At 62.7% G+C, this 21,293-nt stretch carries 21 protein-coding genes; 8 read left to right on the top strand and 13 right to left on the bottom strand.

Translation table 11 applies throughout. The annotated features are described in order from the left end of the window. Window positions 1–282: 282 nt before the first annotated feature. The 8 genes from RLEG4DRAFT_RS37370 to RLEG4DRAFT_RS37335 all read right to left on the bottom strand — a co-directional run bounded on the left by RLEG4DRAFT_RS37370 (window position 283) and on the right by RLEG4DRAFT_RS37335 (window position 8,489). The gene (locus RLEG4DRAFT_RS37370) at window positions 283–744 is read right to left on the bottom strand and encodes a plant virulence effector HPE1-like domain-containing protein (RefSeq protein WP_003584608.1); all 462 of its coding nucleotides are present in this window, start codon (window positions 742–744) and stop codon (window positions 283–285) included. A 93-nt stretch (window positions 745–837) separates the two neighbouring features. Beyond that, a complete protein-coding gene (gene purD, locus RLEG4DRAFT_RS37365) occupies window positions 838–2,121 on the bottom strand; it encodes a phosphoribosylamine--glycine ligase (RefSeq protein WP_003584607.1) in 1,284 nt (427 codons plus the stop codon). Window positions 2,122–2,186: 65 nt separating this feature from the next. Then, window positions 2,187–4,121, bottom strand: a complete 1,935-nt coding sequence (locus tag RLEG4DRAFT_RS37360; RefSeq protein ID WP_003584604.1) for a DUF2207 domain-containing protein — start codon at window positions 4,119–4,121, stop codon at window positions 2,187–2,189. Window positions 4,122–4,158: 37 nt separating this feature from the next. After that, complete coding sequence (locus tag RLEG4DRAFT_RS37355) at window positions 4,159–5,421, bottom strand: 3-phosphoshikimate 1-carboxyvinyltransferase (protein WP_003584602.1); 1,263 nt, start codon at window positions 5,419–5,421, stop codon at window positions 4,159–4,161. A 90-nt stretch (window positions 5,422–5,511) separates the two neighbouring features. Next, window positions 5,512–6,063, bottom strand: a complete 552-nt coding sequence (locus tag RLEG4DRAFT_RS37350; protein WP_003584600.1) for a LemA family protein — start codon at window positions 6,061–6,063, stop codon at window positions 5,512–5,514. A gap of 117 nt (window positions 6,064–6,180) precedes the next feature. Then, window positions 6,181–7,137 (bottom strand): glycine--tRNA ligase subunit alpha, encoded by a 957-nt coding sequence (locus RLEG4DRAFT_RS37345; protein WP_003584598.1) that lies wholly within the window; start codon window positions 7,135–7,137, stop codon window positions 6,181–6,183. Window positions 7,138–7,418: 281 nt separating this feature from the next. After that, entirely contained in the window at window positions 7,419–7,610 is a 192-nt protein-coding gene (locus RLEG4DRAFT_RS37340; protein WP_003584596.1) for a hypothetical protein, read from the bottom strand. An 18-nt stretch (window positions 7,611–7,628) separates the two neighbouring features. Next, window positions 7,629–8,489, bottom strand: a complete 861-nt coding sequence (locus RLEG4DRAFT_RS37335; protein WP_003584594.1) for a S49 family peptidase — start codon at window positions 8,487–8,489, stop codon at window positions 7,629–7,631. Window positions 8,490–8,688: 199 nt separating this feature from the next. Between RLEG4DRAFT_RS37335 and RLEG4DRAFT_RS37330 the strand changes: the two genes are divergently transcribed. Further along, window positions 8,689–10,029, top strand: coding sequence for an Nramp family divalent metal transporter (locus RLEG4DRAFT_RS37330; protein WP_003584592.1), 1,341 nt, complete (start codon window positions 8,689–8,691; stop codon window positions 10,027–10,029). Window positions 10,030–10,049: 20 nt separating this feature from the next. Here RLEG4DRAFT_RS37330 and RLEG4DRAFT_RS37325 read toward each other — a convergent pair whose 3' ends face one another. Then, the gene (locus RLEG4DRAFT_RS37325; protein WP_003584590.1) at window positions 10,050–10,826 is read right to left on the bottom strand and encodes a tRNA1(Val) (adenine(37)-N6)-methyltransferase; all 777 of its coding nucleotides are present in this window, start codon (window positions 10,824–10,826) and stop codon (window positions 10,050–10,052) included. A gap of 7 nt (window positions 10,827–10,833) precedes the next feature. After that, window positions 10,834–11,061 (bottom strand): DUF2007 domain-containing protein, encoded by a 228-nt coding sequence (locus RLEG4DRAFT_RS37320; RefSeq protein WP_003569978.1) that lies wholly within the window; start codon window positions 11,059–11,061, stop codon window positions 10,834–10,836. Between the two features lie 108 nt (window positions 11,062–11,169). On the opposite strand from RLEG4DRAFT_RS37320, the gene RLEG4DRAFT_RS37315 reads away from it, so the two are divergent. From RLEG4DRAFT_RS37315 to moaB, 4 genes are all read left to right on the top strand, one after another. Further along, window positions 11,170–12,186 (top strand): polyprenyl synthetase family protein, encoded by a 1,017-nt coding sequence (locus tag RLEG4DRAFT_RS37315; RefSeq protein WP_003584587.1) that lies wholly within the window; start codon window positions 11,170–11,172, stop codon window positions 12,184–12,186. Window positions 12,187–12,319: 133 nt separating this feature from the next. Next, the gene (locus tag RLEG4DRAFT_RS37310) at window positions 12,320–14,152 is read left to right on the top strand and encodes a tetratricopeptide repeat protein (protein ID WP_003584585.1); all 1,833 of its coding nucleotides are present in this window, start codon (window positions 12,320–12,322) and stop codon (window positions 14,150–14,152) included. Between the two features lie 6 nt (window positions 14,153–14,158). Then, the gene (locus tag RLEG4DRAFT_RS37305) at window positions 14,159–15,055 is read left to right on the top strand and encodes a 4-(cytidine 5'-diphospho)-2-C-methyl-D-erythritol kinase (protein WP_003584584.1); all 897 of its coding nucleotides are present in this window, start codon (window positions 14,159–14,161) and stop codon (window positions 15,053–15,055) included. Beyond that, window positions 15,055–15,603, top strand: coding sequence for a molybdenum cofactor biosynthesis protein B (gene moaB / locus RLEG4DRAFT_RS37300; protein WP_003584583.1), 549 nt, complete (start codon window positions 15,055–15,057; stop codon window positions 15,601–15,603). Before RLEG4DRAFT_RS37305 ends, moaB begins: the two co-directional genes overlap by 1 nt. Before the next feature lie 6 nt (window positions 15,604–15,609). Here the strand turns inward: moaB and RLEG4DRAFT_RS37295 are convergent, their stop codons facing one another. Together RLEG4DRAFT_RS37295 and RLEG4DRAFT_RS37290 are read right to left on the bottom strand one after the other, a co-directional pair. Continuing rightward, complete coding sequence (locus tag RLEG4DRAFT_RS37295; protein ID WP_003584582.1) at window positions 15,610–15,945, bottom strand: hypothetical protein; 336 nt, start codon at window positions 15,943–15,945, stop codon at window positions 15,610–15,612. A gap of 438 nt (window positions 15,946–16,383) precedes the next feature. Next, complete coding sequence (locus tag RLEG4DRAFT_RS37290) at window positions 16,384–16,902, bottom strand: glycosyl transferase (RefSeq protein WP_037095065.1); 519 nt, start codon at window positions 16,900–16,902, stop codon at window positions 16,384–16,386. Window positions 16,903–17,040: 138 nt separating this feature from the next. Between RLEG4DRAFT_RS37290 and RLEG4DRAFT_RS37285 the strand changes: the two genes are divergently transcribed. The 3 genes from RLEG4DRAFT_RS37285 (at window position 17,041) to RLEG4DRAFT_RS37275 (ending at window position 20,469) form a co-directional block, all read left to right on the top strand. Next, on the top strand, window positions 17,041–18,198 hold the full coding sequence (locus tag RLEG4DRAFT_RS37285; RefSeq protein WP_003584580.1) for a PA0069 family radical SAM protein: 1,158 nt from the start codon (window positions 17,041–17,043) through the stop codon (window positions 18,196–18,198). Between the two features lie 359 nt (window positions 18,199–18,557). Then, on the top strand, window positions 18,558–19,247 hold the full coding sequence (locus tag RLEG4DRAFT_RS37280) for a ribonuclease HII (protein ID WP_003584578.1): 690 nt from the start codon (window positions 18,558–18,560) through the stop codon (window positions 19,245–19,247). 256 nt (window positions 19,248–19,503) lie between these two features. Beyond that, window positions 19,504–20,469: an IS110 family transposase gene (locus RLEG4DRAFT_RS37275; protein ID WP_003584576.1), complete on the top strand. Its 966-nt coding sequence runs from the start codon at window positions 19,504–19,506 to the stop codon at window positions 20,467–20,469. Window positions 20,470–20,798: 329 nt separating this feature from the next. Here RLEG4DRAFT_RS37275 and RLEG4DRAFT_RS37270 read toward each other — a convergent pair whose 3' ends face one another. Beyond that, complete coding sequence (locus tag RLEG4DRAFT_RS37270; protein ID WP_003584574.1) at window positions 20,799–21,290, bottom strand: F0F1 ATP synthase subunit B; 492 nt, start codon at window positions 21,288–21,290, stop codon at window positions 20,799–20,801. Window positions 21,291–21,293: the final 3 nt, after the last annotated feature.

Below are 21,293 nucleotides of genomic sequence, written 5' to 3'. Positions count from 1 at the left end.
CCAAGCTTATAATAAAACTTTAACTTTATTGGACGCGACGCGAATTTCCCTAAAATCGAGGGGTCGCCAGCGACGCAAATTCGTCGGATTTCCACCGAATAGCAGGATCTCATTTGATTGAAGTTCTTAAAGTGCACACCGCTCTCGGCATCAGGCACGAAAGAGAATGCACCCCCGCTGCTCATCGGGGGTGCATTCGGTCCACCCTGAGGTGGAACCCCAAACGATCGAAACCTTGATCAGGCGGGGCAGGGAATTTAATCGTGCGTTGCTGGAATTACCTCAGAAACGCAGCTTGAATTCGGAGGTGTCGAGGCTCGCCGGCCGTTCAACCATGCCGGCCACAACCGGCTTGGCATCGCCGCCGATGACGGCTGCGGTCGTCGCGCTCATATCAATGCCGTCCACGGGCGGGGCTGAAGGCGCGGCCGCGATCATCGCTTCCGGGGTCGCCTTGCTGACGAAGACGACGGGCGAGCCGCCCATCCAGCCTTCGGTGCGATAGATCTTCTTTTCGCCGCCGACATCGCGGACTTCGCTCGCCTGGAGGACACCGGGCTTCAGCTCCGGCACCGTATAGTCCTTCTTGATGAGTTCGGCCTGGAGCGGCGGGCAAGCGGCACAGCTTTCAGTGACGATACTGCTTTCAGCCTGGGGCGCGGCCTTGCCGACCACCTCGATCGAGGACGCCATTGCCGAACCTGCCATCAGCAGGATTGCCGCACCGAGGAAAATCTGACGCATCAACGCACCTCCGTCTTACCGTTCGAGCGGTATAACGCAGCTTTGTTTCCATCCCGTCAGGGGAAAGGGTAAAAATTTAAAGAACGTGCCGGTTTATACTGTGTCCGGGCCCGTTTCGCGCTCGATTGCCCGCCAGCCGATGTCGCGCCGGCAGAAGCCGTTTTCCCATTGCACCCGGTCGAGCAGCGCATAGGCACGGTCCTTGGCCTCGGCGACCGTGCCGCCGGACGCCGTCACGTTCAACACGCGACCGCCGGTCGCAACCAACGCGCCGTCCTTCAGGCCCGTGCCGGCATGAAACACCTTCTCCCCCTCGCCTGCCTCAGGCAGGGAGAGGATCGGCGTGTTCTTTTCATAGGCGGCGGGATAGCCCTTCGAGGCCATGACCACGGTCAAGGCCGGATCGTCGCTCCATTCGGCGCTCACCTGATCGAGGGTGCCGTTTGCGGTGGCAAGCAGCAGCGGCAGCAGATCGCTCTTCAACCGCATCAGCAGCACCTGGCATTCGGGATCGCCGAAGCGGACATTGTATTCGATGAGCTCCGGCCCCTTCTCAGTGATCATCAACCCGGCGAAAAACACGCCGGAGAAGGGATGGCCGCTCTCGGCCATGCCGCGCATCGTCGGCTCGATGATCTCCTTCATGGTGCGAGCGACCATGTCGGCGGTCATCACGGGCGCCGGCGAATAGGCGCCCATGCCGCCGGTATTGACGCCGGTATCGCCTTCGCCCACCCGCTTGTGATCCTGGGCGGTTGCCAGCGGCAGCGCATGTTTTCCATCGCAGAGGCAGAAGAAGCTCGCCTCCTCGCCGTCGAGATAGGCTTCGACGACGACTTCGGCGCCGGCAGCACCAAAGGCGCCCTCGAAGCAGTCGTCGACGGCGTCAAGCGCCTCGTCCAGCGTCATCGCCACCGTCACGCCCTTGCCGGCAGCCAGACCGTCGGCCTTGACAACAATCGGCGCGCCCTGAGCACGAATATAGGCCTTGGCCTTCGGCGCATTGTTGAAGCGCTGATAGGCGCCTGTGGGAATGCCGTAGCGGGCGCAGATATCCTTGGTGAAGCCTTTCGAACCCTCGAGCTGGGCGGCAGCGGCCGAAGGGCCGAAGACGGTCAGGCCATCGGCGCGCAGCCGGTCGGAAAGACCGGCGACCAGCGGCGCCTCCGGGCCGACGACGACGAAATCGATCGCCTTGTCGCGGCAGAAGGCGGCGACCGCATCATGATCCTCGGTGTTGACGGGCACGAGGATGGCGTGTTCGCCAATGCCGGGATTGCCGGGGGCGGCGTAGAATTCGCTCAGCAACGGCGATTGCGCCAGCTTCCAGGCGAGTGCGTGCTCGCGTCCGCCCGATCCGATCAACAGAACCTTCATGCGCCACCCTTTCCTTTTGCCTCTGGCGGTTAAGGGCCAAGGGGCGAAAGGTCAAGCGGGAAAGCTTACCAGCCGCCGCCTCCACCGCCTCCGCCGCCTCCGCCAGACGAACCGCCGCCGGAAAAACCGGAGGATGAGCTCGACGGCGGCGGTGAGGGTATGGTCGAGGCGATGGTCGAGGCCATCGACGAGGAGAAGCCGCCGATGCGATCGGAAAAGCTGCCACTGTTGAAATTGCCGGAATACCAGCCTGGCGCATAGGCTGCGGCCGCACCGGCGGCAGCGGCCGAAAGCCAGGTTTCGAAAGTGCGCGACCAGGGTTTTTCGACGCCGAGCGCCACCGCATAGGGTAGCAGCGTTTCGAAATGCTGCGGCGACATCGCAGGAGCGCCAGCGGTGTTCATGCGGTCTTTCTCGGCCAGCGTCAGATATTGGCGCAACCCGTCTATGCCGTCCATCATCTTGGCGCCGAGCGGCGTCGGTGCGCCCATGATGAAGACATAGAGGATATTGAGGAGCACAATGCCGCCGACGGCAAAGAGCATCGGCGTTTCGTGCAGTTCCACCAGCGACGAGGCAAGCGTCATGATGACGACGGCAAGGATGCTGATGCCGACAAAAACGCCGATAGCCGTCGCAATGATGGCGACGATCTTGCCGAACAGCGACTTGCCGCGATGCAGCGACCGGACGAAGCCGGCGACGAAGACGGCAACGAAAACCGAGATCGCGGTCGGGATCAGCATCAGCGCGATCGTGTCGGGCTGCAGCGAGCCAAAGACGAACAGCGCCATCAGGGCGGCGACGCTGAGCGCGATGCCGCCCGCGGTATAAGCAAGGTTGGAATTATAGTATTTGCCGCGATGCTCCTTCTCGATCGCCGAGCGGAAGGACTGGCCGACGGTTTTCACCCGCTCGCCATTGGCCTTGTCGATCGTCAGCGTCGCGCCGGCGCCACCGGCAACCTTCAACAGTTCGGTCTCGCCGGCCTGGAATTTTTCCTTGCCGAGCGGCTTGCCGGTGCCGCGGATGACAATCGAGTTCTTCAGGTCTTCGAGCTTGACGTAGCCGCGGACGGCAAGATTGAGGGCGGTGGCGGAAAGCGCCGTCCAGCCGCCGCCGGAAAAGCCCTTATTGTCGATATAGTTGACCAGTGCCGGCGAGATGCCCTCGGGCGCATCCCAGCGCGGCACGACGACGCCGCGGGCGGGATCGCGGCCGACCTTCAGCCATGATCTGAGATAATAGGCAAAAACCAGGATCAAACCGCCGAAGCCGATGAAATAATTGCGGTTGTCCTTGAGCCACCATGTGCTTTCCATATCCGCGCTCGGCGGATCGATCGAGCCCTTCGGCATGCCGATCGCGAAGGTCAGCCCTTCGTTGGCATTAAGCGGCGCGGTGGTGGAAAAGATGAGGCCCGCCCCGGTTTCGCTGACGCTGGCATTCTTTCCCGTCGCGCCCTGACGGCCGGTAAAGAAGGTCGTCTCCGTCGCGCTGACCTCAGGCGGCAGCTTCACCGTTGCCGTCGCCGAACGGATCGGGAAGATCCAGCCATTGCCGGTGACGTTCCAGTAGAGTTCGTCATGATCGTCGAAATAGCGGATCTGGCGGTTGGTCTTGTAGGTGAAGGCGTAGCGATGACGGCCGGGCGTCACCGTGACGTCGGCCGAACCGGCATAGATGCGGATGCCGTCCGAAATCGATTCCGTGTGCCAGGGCTCGTCTTCACCATCCCGCTTGACCGAGACCATATCGAAATCGACGCTGCGGCGACGGCCTCTAGCATCGGTGAAATAGAGCGGGAAATCACGGAAGATGCCGTGATTGATCCGGTTGCCCTCGGCATTGACCGTGATCGTTTCCGTCACCGACATCGCGCCGCTCTTTTCGAGCGCAATGTCGGAGGCGAAACTGTCGATGACCTCGGCGGCAAAGGCCGCCGGCGCGGCAAGCATCAAGAGCAGTGCAAAACAAAACCCGAAAACCCGACGCCCCATCCCAGTCTCCCCGCCGGCAGCCTCGGCTGCGTTTCCGTCAATCGTTGTCCTGATATGTCACGCCGAGGGCAGCGAGCGTCCGCCAGTAGGCGGGGAAGGTCTTGCCGACACAATCGGGATCGAGAATGGTGATGCCGTCGATCTTGAGGCCGGCGAGCGCGAAGCTCATGGCGATGCGATGATCGGCAAAGGTATCGATCTCAGCCGGCAGCGTTTGACCGGCGAGAGCGGGATCGGAATGGACGATCAGATCGTCGCCCTCCTCAACTGCCAGACCTTCGCGGATATTGTTCAGTCCCGTCGACAGCGCCCGGATGCGGTCGCATTCCTTGACGCGCAGATTGGCGATGCCGACGAAGCGGACCGGCGTCTCATTGAAGGCCGCCAAAACGGCGATCGTCGGGATGGCATCCTGCATTTGCGAACCATCGATTTCGGCGGGCAGATGCGGGTGTTTGGCGATCGTCTCGTAGGCCTTGGCATCCGGCTGCGAAAAGGCGTCGGAGGGCACACCGAGATCGATCGTCCCGCCGGTCAGCACTTCGGCGGCCCAGAGATAGGTCGCAGCCGAAGCATCGGGCTCGACGATGAAGTCGGCGGCCTGGTAGCCGGTCGGCTCGACGCGCCAGGTGACCGGGCTGGTCTTTTCGACCTTGGCGCCGAAGGCCTTCATCGCCGCGGTGGTCAGATCGATATAACCGAGCGCGCCGATATCCTCGCCGACCAGTTCGATGTCGACCGGCCGGTCGCCGCCGGCCGCCATCATCAGCAGCGCCGAGACATATTGGCTGGACAGGCCGCCATCGATGCGGATGCGGTCGGCCTGGAAGCGGCCGTTGCCCCTGACGGTGACCGGCGGGCAGCCGGTTTCGGCGGCCACGTCGATGCCGAGCGTGCGCATCGCCTCGACCAGCGGGCCGATCGGCCGCTTGCGCATATGTTCATCGCCATCGACGATAACGGTGCCGTCGACCAGCGCCGCGGCGGCCGTCAGGAAGCGTGTCGCCGTGCCGGCATTGCCTAGGAAGAGCGGCGCTTTCGGCGGCAGAAGCTTGCCGCTGCCGCTCACCACAAAGGTCGTGTCATCGGGCTCGTCGATCGCGACACCCATGGCCCGTAGCGCCTCGGCCATATATTTCGTGTCGTCGCTCTTCAGCGCGCAGGTCAGCCGGCTCGTGCCCTTGGCAAGGCCGGCGAGCAGCAGCGCGCGATTGGTGATCGACTTGGAGCCCGGCGGCATGGCGCGCCCAGAAAGCGGCTTGCCCGGCGGGATGATCGTGAGTTTGGCTGTGCGTGTCATGCTTATGTCTTCCGTCCATCTGCGAGCCTTATCGGCCGCAATCTGCCTTTGCTCTTAATCGCTTTCTTGCAAAGGCAAAATGCCAGATCGTCAGAATTTCACGCTGGGGACGGCGCGATCGGCCTCGTTGGTGATTTCGAAATATTCCCGCTTGGCAAAACCGAACTGGCCGGCGACGAGATTGGACGGGAAGCTCTCGACCTTGACGTTCAGATCGCGCGCCGCTCCGTTGTAATAACGCCGCGCCATCTGCAACTCGCCTTCCATGGTTTCCAGCGAGGCCTGCAGCTCGGCAAAATTCTGGTTGGCCTTGAGATCGGGATAGGCTTCGGCGAGCGCGATGACCCGGCCGAGCGCCTGGCCGAGCAGGCCTTCGGCCTGCGCCCTGCCGGCGACGTCGCCTGATGGCACGGCCTGGGCCTTGTTGCGGAGCGCAACCACCTCTTCGAGCGTCGACTTCTCATGGGCGGCATAACCCTTAACCGTCTCGATCAGGTTCGGGATCAGATCGGCGCGGCGCTTGAGCTGCACATCGATGCCCGACCAGGCTTCCTCCGCCATCTGCCGCGAGCGAACCAGGCCGTTGTAGATGAAGACGACGTAGAGTGCGATGAGAACAATAACGCCAAGTGCAATATACATCGCGAATCTCCCAAACGACGTAAAGTGTTGGCGAGACTATGCAGTTTTCCAATTGCTTGTCATCCGGCATTTGCCGCGATGACCTCGGCATTTACACGCGTTCTGGAGAAGCGGCTTTTAGGCCGCCTCTCTGCCCAGGTTGACGCCGCCGGCGTCGGTCAGCAGGAAGGCTTCACCGCAGGCCTTGGCGAGGGTGCGTACCCGCAGGATATAGCTCTGGCGCTCGGTGACCGAGATGACGCCGCGGGCGTCGAGCAGGTTGAAGACGTGGCTGGCCTTGATGCACTGGTCATAGGCCGGGAAGACGCATTTGTGCAGGCGCTGGTTGGCGTTGTCGGCAGGCGCTCCGGCATCGAGCAGCGCCCGACATTCCTTCTCGGCATCGACGAAGTGGCGATGCAGCATCTCGGTATTGGCGAATTCGAAATTGTGACGCGAATATTCCTGTTCGGCCTGCAGGAAGACGTCGCCATAGCTGATCTTCTCGTCGCCCTCGCGGCCGTTGAAATTCAGATCGTAGACATTGTCGACGCCCTGGACATACATGGCGAGGCGTTCGAGACCATAGGTCAATTCGCCGGCGACCGGCGCGCATTCGATGCCGCAAACCTGCTGGAAATAAGTGAACTGCGAGACTTCCATGCCATCGCACCAGCATTCCCAGCCGAGGCCCCAGGCGCCGAGCGTCGGGCTTTCCCAGTCGTCCTCGACGAAGCGGATATCGTGCAGCAGCGGATCGAGGCCAATCGCCGCGAGGGAACCGAGATAGAGTTCCTGCAGATTGGGCGGGTTCGGCTTCAGGATGACCTGGTACTGGTAATAATGCTGCAGGCGGTTCGGGTTTTCACCATAGCGGCCGTCGGACGGGCGCCGCGACGGCTGGACGTAAGCGGCCTTCCACGGCTTGGGGCCGAGTGCGCGCAACGTGGTGGCCGGATGAAAGGTGCCGGCGCCGACTTCCATGTCGTAGGGCTGCAGCACCGCGCAACCCTTATCCGCCCAGTAGCTATGCAGGGTCAGGATCAGCGCCTGGAAGGAGCGCTTCGGGTTCATATGGTCTGGGATGGCTGACATGAAACGACACCGATTGCGTGGGGATTATCGGCGCGACAGGTGCCACGGAGGGCCGCAGGGGTCAAGGGTTTTGCGGCGGGCGTGTCGAGAGACAACCACCCAGGCTGTACCGAGACGTCCGCCCCTCACCCTAACCCTCTCCCCGTAAAAACGGGGCGAGGGGACGTGCCATGCGAAACGTTAGCGAAGGATGGAGACGTCGCGGCATATCCCCTTCGCCCCGTTTACGGGGAGAAGGTGGCGGCAGCCGGATGAGGGGCCGACGCGGGCGCTACGCCCTCCTATTCCTCATCCCGCTTCAGCCGATATTCCCCGGTCACCGGGTCCTTGACCAGCGTGCCGATCGCGCCGGTCTGGCGTTCCTTTTCGGCGCGGCGCGATTTTTCGGCGAGTTTTCGGGCATCGGAGACGAAGCGGCGGTAGAGCCACCAGGCCGAGAACACCAGGACCAGGATGGTGATAAGCTGCGCCATTTCCCTCTTTCGCTCCCCTCAAAGCCCGAAGCGGCTCCACAATGCTCTCTCTTCCGCCGCTTCGACAAGCCCTGTCGCGAGTCCCGATGCGGCACTTTCGAGCGAGACCGGCGACACGCCGGGAATACGGCGGCCGAACAGGCCGCGGCCGGCTGTGACAAGCTCCAGCTTGGTCTTCTGGCCGTAGCGCCGCTTCAATTCCTGGCGCATGTCGCCGAGGCCGTCGATGAGGCCGAGTTCGAGGCCGCGGGTGCCGCTCCAAAACAGGCCTGAGAACACCGCCGCATCGTCCCTCAGCTTGCCGGCGCGGCGCTCGCGCACCATCGAGATGAAGACCTGGTGGATTTCGAGCTGCAGGCTCTTCAGATACTCGATATCCTTTTCCTTTTCCGGCTGGAATGGATCGAGGATCACCTTATTTTCGCCTGCGGTATAGACTCGGCGCTCGACGCCGATCTTCTTCAACAGTTCGGGAAAGCCGAAACCGCCGGAGACGACGCCGATCGAGCCGACGATCGAGGTGGCGTCGGCAATGATCTCGTCGCCGGCAAGGGCGATCATGTAACCGCCGGAAGCGGCGACATCCTCGACGAAGACCAACACCTTCTTCTGCTTCTCGCGGGCGAGCTCACGAATACGGGTGAAGATCAGGCGGGACTGGACGGGCGAACCGCCCGGCGAATTGATTGATATGGCAACTGCCGGCGCCTCCTTCATGGCGAAGGCCTTTTCCAGAACCGGAGAGACATTGGCGAGATTGAGAGCCGGGCGGAACGGACCGCCGCCGCTGACGATCGCCCCCTGCAATCTGACGACCGGGATGGTAATGCCGCCCTTGCGGAATCGTTTCGGCAGCAGCTTTCTCCAGAATCCGGCCATCTCTCATCCTTCACTTCGGGTGGCGCGATCGCGTCAATGACGATCGGCATCCATGTATGCGCTGGAACGACAAACGCAATGGCCGCGTTCTCGAAAACATCGGGCCTGAAAAAACCGGATTGATTTTCTTGTTGCGAATGACTTGCATTATCATTCTAATCCGTCATAGTGCCCCTCACGAGCAATAGGTGGAAATCGCATGGACGCCCTAAATCCGAATGCAAACCGCGGCTGGCGGCACGAACGCGGCGAGGCGTCGCTATCGGATGTCTACCGCACCGTCGGAACCGGGCGTCACAGTTCAAGGTGGCGGCGGGCGGCGGCCTTCGCCGGGCCGGGCTACATGGTCGCCGTCGGCTATATGGATCCCGGCAACTGGGCGACCTCGCTCGCCGGCGGCTCGAAATTCGGCTATGCGCTGCTCACCGTCGCGCTGCTTTCCAACCTGATGGCCATCGTGCTGCAATCGCTCTGCGCGCGGCTGGCGATCGCCTCTGGCCGCGACCTGGCGCAGGCCTGCCGCGACGCCTTCCCCAGATATGTCTCGGTGCCGCTCTGGGCCTTTGCCGAGATCGCCATCATCGCCACCGATATCGCCGAGGTGATCGGCACGGCGATCGGCCTCAACCTCTTGATGGGCATCCCGCTCGAACTCGGCGTGCTGATCACAGCACTCGACGTCTTCGTCATCCTCTTCCTGCAGAAGCTCGGTTTCCGCTGGGTGGAAGCCTTCATCATCGCCCTGCTCGGCGTCATCGCCGTCTGCTTCGGCGTGCAGATCCTGCTTGCCGACCCGCAATGGGGCGCCGTTCTCACCGGCTTCTTCCCGACCACGGAGATCGTCACCAATCCGGAGATGCTCTATCTGGCGCTCGGCATTCTCGGCGCGACCGTCATGCCGCACAATCTCTACCTTCACTCCGGCATCGTCCAGACACGGGCCTATGGCCATACGGTGCCCGAGAAGAAGGAAGCGCTGACCTTTGCGACGATCGACTCGACAGTGGCGCTGTGTTTCGCGCTGCTGATCAATGCTTCGATCCTGATCCTGGCGGCTGCCGCCTTCAATGCGCACGGCAAGACCGATGTCGTCGAACTCGGCGATGCCTATTCGCTGCTGTCGCCGCTGCTGGGCCTCGCCATTGCGCCGACGCTATTCGGCATCGCGCTGCTCTGCTGCGGCCTCAACTCGACGGTGACGGCAACCCTTGCCGGCCAGATCGTCATGGAAGGCTTCCTCAAAATCAGGCTGAAGCCGTGGATACGACGGCTGATCACCCGCGCCATCGCCATCGTGCCGGCGGCGATCGTCACCATCTGGTATGGCGACAAGGGCACGGCCGAGCTGTTGATCCTCACCCAGGTGGTGCTCAGCCTGCAGCTTTCCTTCGCGGTCTTCCCGCTCGTCATGTTCACCGCCAACAAGGCCAAGATGGGCGAACTGGTGGCGCCGCGCTGGCTGAGCGGCATTGCCTATCTGATCGCGGTGGTGATTGCCGGGCTGAACGTCAAGCTGCTCCTCGACTTCGTCACCGGCTAACCGGCGAGAGCCGAAGCGCTCTAAAGCCTGGCATAGGCCGCCCGGCCATTGTTGAAATCGTCGACGAGAGGGGAGAACTTGTGGCTCCCCTCTTCGTGCATGATCAAAGGTGCGCGCAGCGACAGCCGTGCCCGCGATCCCTTGACCGCCGTCACCAGGATGCGGACGGCGTTTTCGCCGGGGCGCGGATGGATGGCGGTGATTTCAATGCCGCCGAAGCGCCGGCCGCAGGCGGTAATGATCTCGGCGATCGATTCGGGCCTGGCGATCAGCGACAATTGCCCGCCCGGGATCATGATGGCGCCGGCCGTGCGGAGCCAGCTTTCGAACAAGCGATCGGTCATCGCATGGGCTTCGGCCTTCAGCGTGTCCGGCGTGCGCCGGTCGCCGGCGTGATTGAAGGGCGGGTTCATGATGACATGGTGGAAACTCTCATCGATGAGACCGGCATCGTTGCGCGCCTTGGCGGTCAGCGTCACATCGGCCTCGACGACGCTGACTCGGCCCGCAAGATCGGCGTTTCCGGGCAGCAGAATGCTGCGGCGGGCATAATCAGCCATTTCAGCCGACCGCTCGAACAGCACCACCTCCGCCTTCGCCAGGCGCGAGGCGACGGCAAGGCCGGCCGCACCGGCGCCGGCGCCGAGATCGGCGACCCTGACCGGCCGATCGTCGGCGACAAGGGCGGCAAGCAGCATCGCATCCATGCCGGCGCGATGGCCCCTGCCCTTCGGCTGCAGCAGATGAAAGGCGCCGCGATGGAAGGCATCGATCGTTTCGAGCGGCTCGCCGGTCATCGCCTGCTCACGTCCTATCGCGCAATTCGCCGCCGAGGCCGGCGTCGATCAGGATGCGGCGGGCCTGATCGGCCATCTCCTCATCCACCAGCAGACGGCGCGGCAGCATGCCGAGTGAACCTTCGAGCACGCTCATGCCCTGATCGGCGATAAAGCAGTGAATGCCCGCATCCTTCATCAAACTCTCGGCAAAGGAGAGCAGAACGGGGTCGTTGGCGCGGATAAGTTCATGCATTTGCCGTCGTTTTCCTTCCAATTTCGTCTTGCGCGACAATTCACCCCTTGCCGCGTCCATCGCCCCTTTCTATTGTCAGATACAAAGAATGAACAGGAGTCCGGGTCGTTGGGCGTGGTCATACCGCTTGAAGAAAGCAAAAACAAACTGGCATCCATCAAGCCATTGGTCGATCTCACCAGGGCGGATATGGAGCGGGTGAACCAGCTCATTCTGTCCAAGGCCGGCTCCGACGTGCAGATGATCCCGGAAGTGGCGAACCATCTGATCTCCTCCGGCGGCAAGCGGCTGCGGCCGATGCTGACGCTGGCCGCCGCCTCGCTGTTCGACTACCGCGGCGAAAACCACGTCAAGCTCGCCACATCGGTCGAGTTCATGCACACGGCAACGCTGCTGCATGACGACGTCGTCGACGAAAGCGACCTGCGCCGCGGCAAATCGACGGCGCGGATGATCTGGGGCAACCAGGCAAGCGTGCTGGTCGGCGACTTCCTGCTTGGCCAGGCCTTCCGCATGATGGTCGATGTCGGCTCGCTCGATGCGCTCGACGTTCTGTCATCTGCCGCCTGCATCATTGCCGAAGGCGAGGTGCTGCAGCTTTCGGTCGCCAAGAACATGGAAACGACCGAAGACGATTATCTTTCCGTCATCCGCGCCAAGACGGCGGCGCTCTTTGCCGCCGCCGCCGAAGTCGGGCCGATCGTCGCCGAGGCCGGCAAATCCGGCCGCAACGCGCTGAAATCCTACGGCATGAATCTCGGACTGGCCTTCCAGCTGGTCGACGATGCGCTGGATTACGGCGGCAAGGCGGCCGATCTCGGCAAGAATGTCGGCGACGATTTCCGTGAGGGCAAGATCACCCTGCCGGTCATTCTCGCCTATCGCCGCGGCACCGAGGACGAGCGCGCCTTCTGGCGCGATGCGATCGAAGCCGGCAACAGCACCGACGCCAATCTCGAAAAAGCGCTGGGGCTGATCACCAAATATGGCACGCTCAGCGACACGATCGGCCGGGCGATCCATTACGGCACGATCGCCAGGGACGCGCTTGCGCCGCTTCCCGATACGGTCTGGAAATCCTCCCTGATGGAAGTGATCGACTTCTGCATCGAGCGCGTCAATTGATCAAACGTCCTTGATCGCAGGCTGAATTTCTTGCGGCGCCGCTTCAAAAAAGCCATCCTGTTATGAATCAGTGAACACAACTGGTTTTGCGACCGGCACCATTGTCGGGACGCTGTCGAAGAAAGGTTTCCTAATGCGGCAGAGATTTGCCATCCGTCTTCTTACGAGCGCAGCGCTTGCCGCTGTCCTTTCGCTGGGCGGTGTCGGCGGCGTGAGTGCCGAGGATGCGGCCAAGCCGAGCGATGTGGAGAAGACCGATAGCTTCGATGCCGATAGCGTTACCACTTTCTCCGGCGCCTTCCTCGCGGCGCGCACGGCCGATGTCGATCATGACTATGCAACGGCTATCGAACTCTACAAGAAGGCGCTGCAGATCGAGCCCGGCAATCCGGAGATTCGCCAGCGGCTGATGATCTCACTGCTGCTCAACGGCGACATCAAGGAAGGCGTCAAATATGCCAACGACCTGAAGGGCGATCCTTCGGTCGAGCGCATCACCACGATCGTGCGCGGCATGGATGCCGTGCGCCGTGACGACTACAAGTCCGCCGAGGCCATCCTCAAATATAAGGGGCCGAACGATCTCGATCGGATGATGAACGACCTGCTGCTCGCCTGGGCGCGCGTCGGCGCCGGCCGCGGCAAGGAAGCGCTCGCCATGGTCGAGAAGATGAAGGGGCCGGACTGGGTTGACATCTTCCAGAATTATAATGCCGGCGCCATCGCCATCGCCACCGGCGACGTGAAATCCGCCCGCAAGCATCTGAACGATGCCGTGCTCGACAAGGAAGGGGGTGCGACTGCGCCCGACACCTTCATGCGCGCAGTGATGGCGCTTGCCCGCCTCGAAGCGTCACAAGGCAATAAGCAGAAGGCGCTCGACGCCGTTTCCGTCGGCGACAACCTGCTGCCGAACTACGCGCCGCTGAATGCGCTGCGCGACAGTATCGAAAAGGACGAGAAGCAGGAGCAGCAGGTCAAGACGGCCGAAGAAGGCGCTGCCGGCGTGCTGTTTTCTGTCGGCGGCGCGCTGAACCGCGATGGCGCCGAGGACATCGTTTCGCTTTACCTGCAGACCGCCAATGCGCTCGACCCGAACAGCGCCGATACGCTGGTGCTGCTCGGCGGCATCGCCGAGAAGCAGAACCAGATGGACCGCGCTATCGCGCTCTACAAGAAGGTGCCGGAGAATTCGCCGATGCGGCGCATCTCCGAGCTGCAGCTCGGCCTTGCCCTTGCCCAGGGCGGCAAGGTCGACGAGGCGCGCAAACATCTGCAGGCGCTGATTGCCTCCGATCCGAAGGATATCCGCAGCTACCTCGCCTATGGCAGCGTGCTCTCCGACGCCAAGGACTACGAGGCGATGGCTGCCAATTACGACAAGGCGGTCGACGCGATCGGCCCCATTCCCGGCCGCGCCAACTGGAGCGTCTTCTTCCAGCGCGGCATCGCCTATGAGCGGCTGAAGAAGTGGGACCAGGCGGAACCGAATTTCCGCAAGGCGCTGGAGCTCAATCCCGACCAGCCGCAGGTGCTGAACTATCTCGGCTATTCCTGGATCGACATGAACCGCAACCTCGATGAAGGTCTCGGCATGATCAAGAAGGCCGTCGACCTTCGTCCCGACGACGGTTACATCATCGATTCGCTCGGCTGGGCCTATTTCCGCCTGAACCGCTTCGACGATGCCGTCGACGAGCTGGAGCGGGCAGCACAGATCAAGGCCGGCGACGCGACGATCAACGACCATCTGGGTGACGCCTATTGGCGCGTCGGCCGCAAGCTCGAGGCCGTCTATCAGTGGAATCGGGCACTCGCCTCCGAGCCTGAGGCCGCCGAGATCCCGAAGATCAAGGACAAGGTCGCCAACGGCCTGCCGCCGGCCAGCGACGATGCCAAGGCGGCCGACAAGAAGCAGCCGGATCCGGCACCGGTCACCCCGCCGCCGGTCGACAAGAAATCCTGACGGGCGATGCCTGAAGAGGGCTTTGCCGAGGCTTTCGGCGTTACCGAAGAAGCGCGCGCGAAGATCAACCTCGCTTTGCATGTGACGGGCCAGCGGGCAGATGGCTATCATCTGCTCGATATGCTGGTGACCTTCGCCGATTGCGGCGACCGGCTGGGTTTCCTGCCTGCACAGGCCGACGCCTTCACGCTGTCGGGCCGCTTCGGCGAAACCCTTGCCGGCGACGGCGGCACCAATCTGGTGCTGCGGGCGCGCGATCTGCTGCGCAAGCAGCTCGGGGCCCTCGCCTTCCCTGTCCATATCCACCTGCAAAAGAACCTGCCGGTTGCCTCCGGCATCGGCGGCGGCTCGGCCGATGCCGCCGCGACGCTGCGCGGGCTGATGCGGCTCTGGGGCATGAGCCTGCCGGTGGAGGCGCTCGCCGCCTTGGCGCTGACGCTCGGCGCCGACGTGCCGATGTGCCTTGGAAGCCGGCCGCTGATTGCCCGCGGCATCGGTGACCAGATCGAGGCGGTGCCTGATCTGCCGGCTTTTGCCATGGTGCTCGCCAATCCGCTGAAGGGTGTCTCGACCCCCGAGGTGTTCCGCCGGCTGACGACAAAGAACAATCCGTCTTTGAACCTGGCTCCGGGGCTTGCTGAGAGTGCCGACTGGCTGGCAGTGATCGGTGATGCCCGTAACGACTTGGAGCCGCCAGCGCGCCAGATCGTCCCTGAGATTGCGGTGATCTCGGCGATGCTGCAGTCCCGCGGGGCGCTTTTGACCCGTATGTCCGGTTCCGGCGCCACCTGTTTCGGGATCTTTGCGAGCATGACGGCGGCGCAAGAGGCGGCGGCCGCTCTTCACGGCGAGCGGCCGGACTGGTATTTCCAGGCGACGGAAACGGTTTCGGGAGGCATGTGATGGCAAGTCTGGACAAGCGACCCTTCATCGCCGTCGGCATCGCAGTGCTCACCGTCTCGGATACACGCACGCCGGAGACGGACAAGTCAGGCGACACGCTGGCGGCGCGAATCAGCGAGGCGGGCCACCGGCTGATCGACCGGGCAATCGTGCCCGATGATCGCGAGAAAATCGCAGCAACGGTGAAAGCCTGGACCGAGCGGGACGAGATCGACGTCGTCATCACCTCAGGCGGCACCGGCTTTACCGGCCGCGATGTGACGCCCGAGGCGCTGGAGCCCTTATTCGAAAAGCGGATGGACGGCTTTTCCGCCGTCTTCCACCGCATTTCCTACGATAAGATCGGCACGGCGACGATCCAGTCACGCGCCACGGCAGGCGTTGCCAACGCCACCTTCATCTTTGCGCTGCCGGGCTCGCCCGGCGCCTGCCGGGATGCCTGGGACGGCATTTTGAAAGGGCAGCTCGACTACCGCAGCGCGCCGTGCAATTTTGTTGAGATCATGCCGCGTCTGGACGAACACCTGAAACGCGGCGCGACCAAATAGAATTCGCTATGTAGCAAGGCCGGGCAGAGCCGGCATCGTTTCCCAGCTGTCACCCGACAGCAGAATGCAGCTTATGCCGTGAACATCCGTGACGACGAGCGTCCAGGTGCCGCTTTTGGCGGCATAGACCTCCATAACGGCGTTCTCGTTGACCAGTCCGACCGCTGTCAGCTTTTCAGCGAAATTCCTGTCGAGGAAATTGACGACCTCGGATCGGCCTGCGCAACTGAGCATCGCCTGCGATGCTGCCGAATGCGGATGCGCGATCACCAATGTCGGCAATATGACGGCCAACAGGCCGTAGACCATATTGCGTACGCCGTAGATCCTACCGCGTGGCATGACGCACCTCCTTTCGCCGGGAACCCGGCAGAAGAGGAGATTGTCGCCGACCTGTTCTGCCGTCCACCGGCATTCATGGCCATCCGTTGCGAAGCGCGGCGCTTCGGCGGCGCCATGGGAGAATTATAGCGCGAAATCCTATTGGGCGCCATGTTTTCGCGAGGGGAGGAGAGATCAGTGACGCGCTACACAGCGAGGCCCGCCCCTGATCCGGCTGCCGCCACCTTCTCCCCGTAACAACGGGGCGAAGGGACCATGCCGCGACCTCTCCGTCTCCCACCCACCTCTTATTGGCACGTCCCCTCGCCCCGTTTGCGGGTCCGAAGAACGGGTCGAGACCAGTGGCTCGACCCCGGTCAGGTTAGGGTGAGGGGCAGCTCTCCGCGCCAACCAGACAGCCTTCGGTCAAGTTCTGGGCATGACAGAGAGTGAAACTGCTTACCGCGCAGCGCGGGCGACCCAAGCGGGAATCAGTTCGCTTGAGAGCTTGCGCGGCTTCTGGCCTTTGACGAATTCGGCAAGGCGCATGCCGCTCTTGGCGGCGGCGAGCGCCTGGTTCTTCGGCATCAGCAGACCGAGTTCTAGCGGCGGCGCGGCGCGGCCGAGGCGCTCAAAGAACGGGCGCCGGTAGCCGCGCGAAGCGGTGAAGCGGGCCGGCAGTTTGTTCAGCGCGATATATTCGGCGATCTCATCGATCCACCCGGCCTGGGGCCGTGCGCCGGGCTCGACGAAGAGCAGCCATTCGCCGCGGGCGGAGCGGACGATGTCCTTGATATCCCAATGCGAATAAAAGCGGCAGCCGGCGGCGTCGGCGACCCGCGAGCTGCCGTCGCGCGAGTCGTGATCGAGCACCACCACATCGCTGACGAGGCCTTCCACAGCGCCAGCCACCAATACCGATAAAGTCTGGGCCAGCTCAGTTTCCTGATCCTGACATTCAAGAACAACCGTCAACATTGCCCATTCATAATGCGCCGCACAAATTTTTGCCAGCGGCGTTTTCCGCATTTTGTTCTTGCATTGTTCTTGTTTTGCGGATAGGAATTTAATCATCAAAACGGGCGGAAGCGATGGCTTTTGCCGCGGGAGAATCCGATGAGAGAGCAGTCCCTGGCAGGGCAGGCCGCATTCGCGCCTGCCAATACGGCAGATATTGCCGATGCGATGATCGTGTCCTCCGGTCTGAGGATCGAGGTCGACCGGCGCCGTGGGCGCGGGGCGGGACTGAACCCGACCGGCAGGTTCGAGGCGCTGCAGCGCGAGACCTTCGACGATGGCTGGCACACGCTGGAAGAGCTTCCGCCGTTCAAGACGGACGTGCAGATCGAGAAGCCGCGAACGGCCATTACCCGCAACGAATCGCCTGACATTGCCTTCGACCGCTCGATCAACCCCTATCGCGGCTGCGAGCATGGCTGCATCTACTGTTTCGCCCGGCCGACGCACGCCTATATGGGGCTTTCCGCCGGGCTCGATTTCGAGACGAAGCTCTTCGCCAAGCCGGATGCGGCAAAACTGCTGGAGCGGGAACTCGCCAAGCCGGGCTACAAGGTGCGGGCGATCGCGATCGGCACCAATACCGACCCCTATCAGCCGATCGAAAAGGAATGGCGCGTCATGCGCGGTATTCTCGAGGTCTTGAACAAGGCGAACCACCCGATATCGATCGTCACCAAATCGGCGATGATCCTGCGGGATCTCGACATTCTGCAGGAGATGGCAGCAAAGAACCTGGTGCGCGTCGGTATCTCCGTAACCACGCTCGACCGCAAGCTTGCCCGGACGATGGAGCCGCGCGCTGCCACGCCGCCGCGCCGGCTGGAGACCATTCACACGCTGTCGGAAGCAGGCATCCAGACGGCTGTGATGGCCGCCCCGCTGATCCCGGCGCTGAACGATCACGAGCTGGAACGCATCCTCGAATCGGCCAAGGCTGCCGGCGCCGCCGAGGCGAGCTATGTCATCCTGAGACTGCCGCTCGAAGTCAGCCCACTCTTCCGCGACTGGCTGCTGCAGCATTATCCCGATCGCTATCGGCATGTGATGTCGCTGGTGCGCTCGATGCGCGGCGGCAAGGATTACGATGCCGAATTCGGCAAGCGCATGAAGGGCGCCGGTCCCTATGCCTGGCAGATCGCCCGGCGCTTTGAAATGGCCGCCAGACGTTTCGGGCTGACGCGACGCGGCATGCCGCTGCGCGACGATCTGTTCGTGCCGCCGGATGGCAGCGGCGTGCAGCTGTCACTGCTTTAGCCTTTGTTCCTACGCAATTCTTGGCAAAAGCGCTTCGCGCTTTGCCTGGGAAAAGCGCTTCGCACTTTTCCTGGAATTGCTTCTGCCTTTTACGCAATTCCGGACGGAAAACCGCTTCGCACTTTTCCTGGAATTGCTTCTGCCTTTTACGCAACTCCGGACGGAAAACCGCTTCGCACTTTTCCTGGAATTGCTTGTAGCTTGCGTATCGGCTGCTCAGAAAAACCGCCCTGTTTTCGAGCCCCGAGCGCAATTCCTGCGGATGGCCCTGACCGCCACCATCCGCCGGACCCGGTCCCCGACCGCCGCCCTGATCGGGGACTTGCGGGCAATCGGGTTGGCGTGCGAGGTTCAGCCGCATGAAACCTCGCACGCCACCCGATTCTCCCGAGCTTTTCCAAGCGGTTCCCCTCGTGCCGGACTTCCGGCTGGAGCTCAGAGCCCGCAAGGCCGGCCATTGGCCGGTCGCCGGCGCCGACGAGGCAGGCCGCGGGCCGCTAGCCGGACCTGTCGTGGCTGCCGCCGTCATCCTCGATCCGAAGCGCATTCCGGAGGGTCTGAACGATTCCAAGCAGCTTTCGGCGCAACGGCGCGAGGAGCTGTTCGTGCAGATCCTGGCGACCGCCACGGTCTCCATCGCCTCCTCCAGCTCGACGCGCATCGACGAGACCGATATCCGCAAGGCGAGCCTCGACGCCATGCGCCGCGCGATCTGCAGCCTCGCCGTTCCGGCAAGCTACGTGCTGACCGACGGGCTTGACGTGCCGCCCGGGCTCGATTGTCCGGGACAGGCTGTTGTCAAGGGCGATGCCCGCTCGGTCTCGATCGCCGCCGCCTCGATCGTCGCCAAGGTGACACGCGACCGGATGATGGCCCGGGCGCATCACGTGTTTCCGGATTACGGCTTTGCCGCCCATGTCGGCTACGGCACGGCGCAGCACCGCGCCGGCATCGAAAAACACGGCCCCTGCCCCCTGCACCGGATGAGTTTCCGGCTGTTGCGCAAGGTCGAGGACGGTCCTGAGATGGACGAGCTGATCTCGGAATAGGTCTCCAAAAGAAACACGCCGTGGCTTCTTGATCGCCGAGCTGCCCCTCATCCGGCTGCCGCCACCTTGCATAAGAGATGTTGTATAAGCGGGATGCCTTTGGCCGGGCGGCCGCCCGGCCAAAGGCGCCGATTGTCGGATCGCAGCCACCAGAACCTTTTGGGTTGGGGAGAAGCAGGATCGCGATCGGCTCCTCATCGTGGCCCGAATGGTTGCTGGAACAACCTGGTTCGTATGCAAGGCAGGGACGACAAGGATGGCTGAGATTATCACGAAAGCCGCCGGTATCGATACCGGCAAAATGTGGCTCGACATCGCCACCTACCCGGTGAGCGACAGACTGAAAGTGCCCAACACCGCCGAAGGCTGGAAGACGTTGGCCGACTGGCTCAAGCAGCGCGGGATCGAACGGATTGGCATCGAAGCATCTGGCGGTTATGAGCGCGGCGTCATTGCATATCTGCATAAGAGAGGCCTCGAGGTCATCCTGCTGCAGCCGCGCCAGGTCCGTGCTTTCGGCCTCTACAAGCTGCGCCGCGCCAAGAACGACCGGCTCGACGCCGCCCTGATCGCAGAATGCGCCGCCTGGTCGACGGCGTCGCGCCAACCGCCCGACAGCCGCCTGGAAGCCTTTGGCGAATGGCTGCTGTTCATCGAGCAGATCGAGGCCGACATCGCCTGCTTGAAGACCCGTCGCGAACGTTTCACCGATCGACGCATCCTCAAGGAAATCGATCGAGCCATCGACGGGCTCAAGCAGCGTGGCAAGGCCGAGCTCGCCCGGCTGCAAACCGCCATCCGCAAGCATGATGACCTCGCCGGCAGGTTGGACCTGATCGAAAGCGTCGATGGTATCGGCATGCGCACGGCGCTCACCCTGGTCATCCTGATGCCCGAACTCGGCAAGGTCGACCGCCAGGAGATCGCCGCCCTGACCGGCGTGGCGCCTTATGACGACCAGAGCGGCCAACATGACGGCGAGCGCCATATAGCCGGTGGTCGGGCGCGCGTGCGCAGAGCGCTGTTCAATGCCGCCTTACCGGCCTCGCAGCGCTGGAACGGGGCGCTGATGGCGCTCTACAAACGCCTCGTCCAGAAGGGCAAATCTCACAGAAAGGCCCTCATCGCATGCGCCCGCAAACTCATCATCTTCGCCAACACAGTCCTCAAACGCCAAACCCCGTGGGCAAAAAGTACCCCGCTGCAAAGCTCTTCCGCTTAATGGTTGCGCTTCTCCCCGTAAACGGGGCGAAGGGACAAGCCGAGTCGTCTCCGTTCCCCGCAGCCTTTTCGAATGGCACGTCCACTCTTTCCTGCGGGACGGAAAGCGTAGGGCAATGCGAGAGCGAGCCGCAGGATGGACAGCGTGGAGGGGACGGAAGGTTTCGGCATGTCCCTTCGCCCCGCAAGCGGGGAGAAGGTGCCGGCAGGCGGATGAGGGGCAACTCGGCGGATCAAGGCGCCGTACGCGGCCGAGCAAAGGACAGGCTCTAATCACAAAGAAAAAGGCCGGGACATGCCCGGCCTTTTCTCCATTCCATGCGACACTGCTCAGTTGAGCCGTGTCTTGACCTGGCCGAGGGCATTGCCGAAGAGTTCGGACTGGACCTTGGCGTCGGCTTGCTTGGCGAGCACCGTTTCTGCAGCGGCGATTGCGAGATCGACGGCGGCGGAACGGACCGCCTTCATCGCCTCGGCTTCGGCCTGCTTGATCTTCTGCTCGGAAAGCGCCGTGCGGTTGGTGACGAATTCTTCCGTCTTCTTCTTTGCCTCAGCGGTCAGCATTTCGGCTTCGCGCTCGGCGGCAGCCACGATGTGGGCCGCTTCAGCTTCCGCTTCCTTGCGCTTGCGCTGGTATTCGGCGAGCAGATGCTGGGCCTCCTCGCGCAGGCGCTTGGCTTCGGCCAATTCGTTGCGGATCTGATCGGCGCGGTCGTCGAGCGACCGTGCCATCATGCCCGGAACCTTCAGGTAGACGACCAGCGCCAGAAAGAGGACGAGGCCGACAAGGGCGAAGAAAGTCGCATCAAAGTGAAATTCCATCGA

It is taken from the genome of Rhizobium leguminosarum bv. trifolii WSM2297, from assembly GCF_000271845.1.
Note: the sequence above shows the minus strand (reverse complement) of the source record. Positions and strands in the feature narration are given on the sequence as shown.

Bases quoted from the DNA above. Each gene is read 5' to 3' on its own strand.
- RLEG4DRAFT_RS37305 (WP_003584584.1), top strand. From the start codon at position 14,159: ATGCCTGAAGAGGGCTTTGCCGAGGCTTTCGGCGTTACCGAAGAAGCG.
- RLEG4DRAFT_RS37360 (WP_003584604.1), bottom strand. From the start codon at position 4,121: ATGGGGCGTCGGGTTTTCGGGTTTTGTTTTGCACTGCTCTTGATGCTT.
- RLEG4DRAFT_RS37355 (WP_003584602.1), bottom strand. From the start codon at position 5,421: ATGACACGCACAGCCAAACTCACGATCATCCCGCCGGGCAAGCCGCTT.
- RLEG4DRAFT_RS37345 (WP_003584598.1), bottom strand. From the start codon at position 7,137: ATGTCAGCCATCCCAGACCATATGAACCCGAAGCGCTCCTTCCAGGCG.
- RLEG4DRAFT_RS37370 (WP_003584608.1), bottom strand. From the start codon at position 744: ATGCGTCAGATTTTCCTCGGTGCGGCAATCCTGCTGATGGCAGGTTCG.
- RLEG4DRAFT_RS37320 (WP_003569978.1), bottom strand. From the start codon at position 11,061: ATGCATGAACTTATCCGCGCCAACGACCCCGTTCTGCTCTCCTTTGCC.
- RLEG4DRAFT_RS37285 (WP_003584580.1), top strand. From the start codon at position 17,041: ATGAGAGAGCAGTCCCTGGCAGGGCAGGCCGCATTCGCGCCTGCCAAT.
- RLEG4DRAFT_RS37325 (WP_003584590.1), bottom strand. From the start codon at position 10,826: ATGACCGGCGAGCCGCTCGAAACGATCGATGCCTTCCATCGCGGCGCC.
- RLEG4DRAFT_RS37330 (WP_003584592.1), top strand. From the start codon at position 8,689: ATGGACGCCCTAAATCCGAATGCAAACCGCGGCTGGCGGCACGAACGC.
- RLEG4DRAFT_RS37340 (WP_003584596.1), bottom strand. From the start codon at position 7,610: ATGGCGCAGCTTATCACCATCCTGGTCCTGGTGTTCTCGGCCTGGTGG.
- RLEG4DRAFT_RS37290 (WP_037095065.1), bottom strand. From the start codon at position 16,902: ATGTTGACGGTTGTTCTTGAATGTCAGGATCAGGAAACTGAGCTGGCC.
- RLEG4DRAFT_RS37275 (WP_003584576.1), top strand. From the start codon at position 19,504: ATGGCTGAGATTATCACGAAAGCCGCCGGTATCGATACCGGCAAAATG.
- moaB (WP_003584583.1), top strand. From the start codon at position 15,055: ATGGCAAGTCTGGACAAGCGACCCTTCATCGCCGTCGGCATCGCAGTG.
- RLEG4DRAFT_RS37350 (WP_003584600.1), bottom strand. From the start codon at position 6,063: ATGTATATTGCACTTGGCGTTATTGTTCTCATCGCACTCTACGTCGTC.
- RLEG4DRAFT_RS37335 (WP_003584594.1), bottom strand. From the start codon at position 8,489: ATGGCCGGATTCTGGAGAAAGCTGCTGCCGAAACGATTCCGCAAGGGC.
- RLEG4DRAFT_RS37310 (WP_003584585.1), top strand. From the start codon at position 12,320: ATGCGGCAGAGATTTGCCATCCGTCTTCTTACGAGCGCAGCGCTTGCC.
- RLEG4DRAFT_RS37280 (WP_003584578.1), top strand. From the start codon at position 18,558: ATGAAACCTCGCACGCCACCCGATTCTCCCGAGCTTTTCCAAGCGGTT.
- RLEG4DRAFT_RS37295 (WP_003584582.1), bottom strand. From the start codon at position 15,945: ATGCCACGCGGTAGGATCTACGGCGTACGCAATATGGTCTACGGCCTG.
- RLEG4DRAFT_RS37270 (WP_003584574.1), bottom strand. From the start codon at position 21,290: ATGGAATTTCACTTTGATGCGACTTTCTTCGCCCTTGTCGGCCTCGTC.
- purD (WP_003584607.1), bottom strand. From the start codon at position 2,121: ATGAAGGTTCTGTTGATCGGATCGGGCGGACGCGAGCACGCACTCGCC.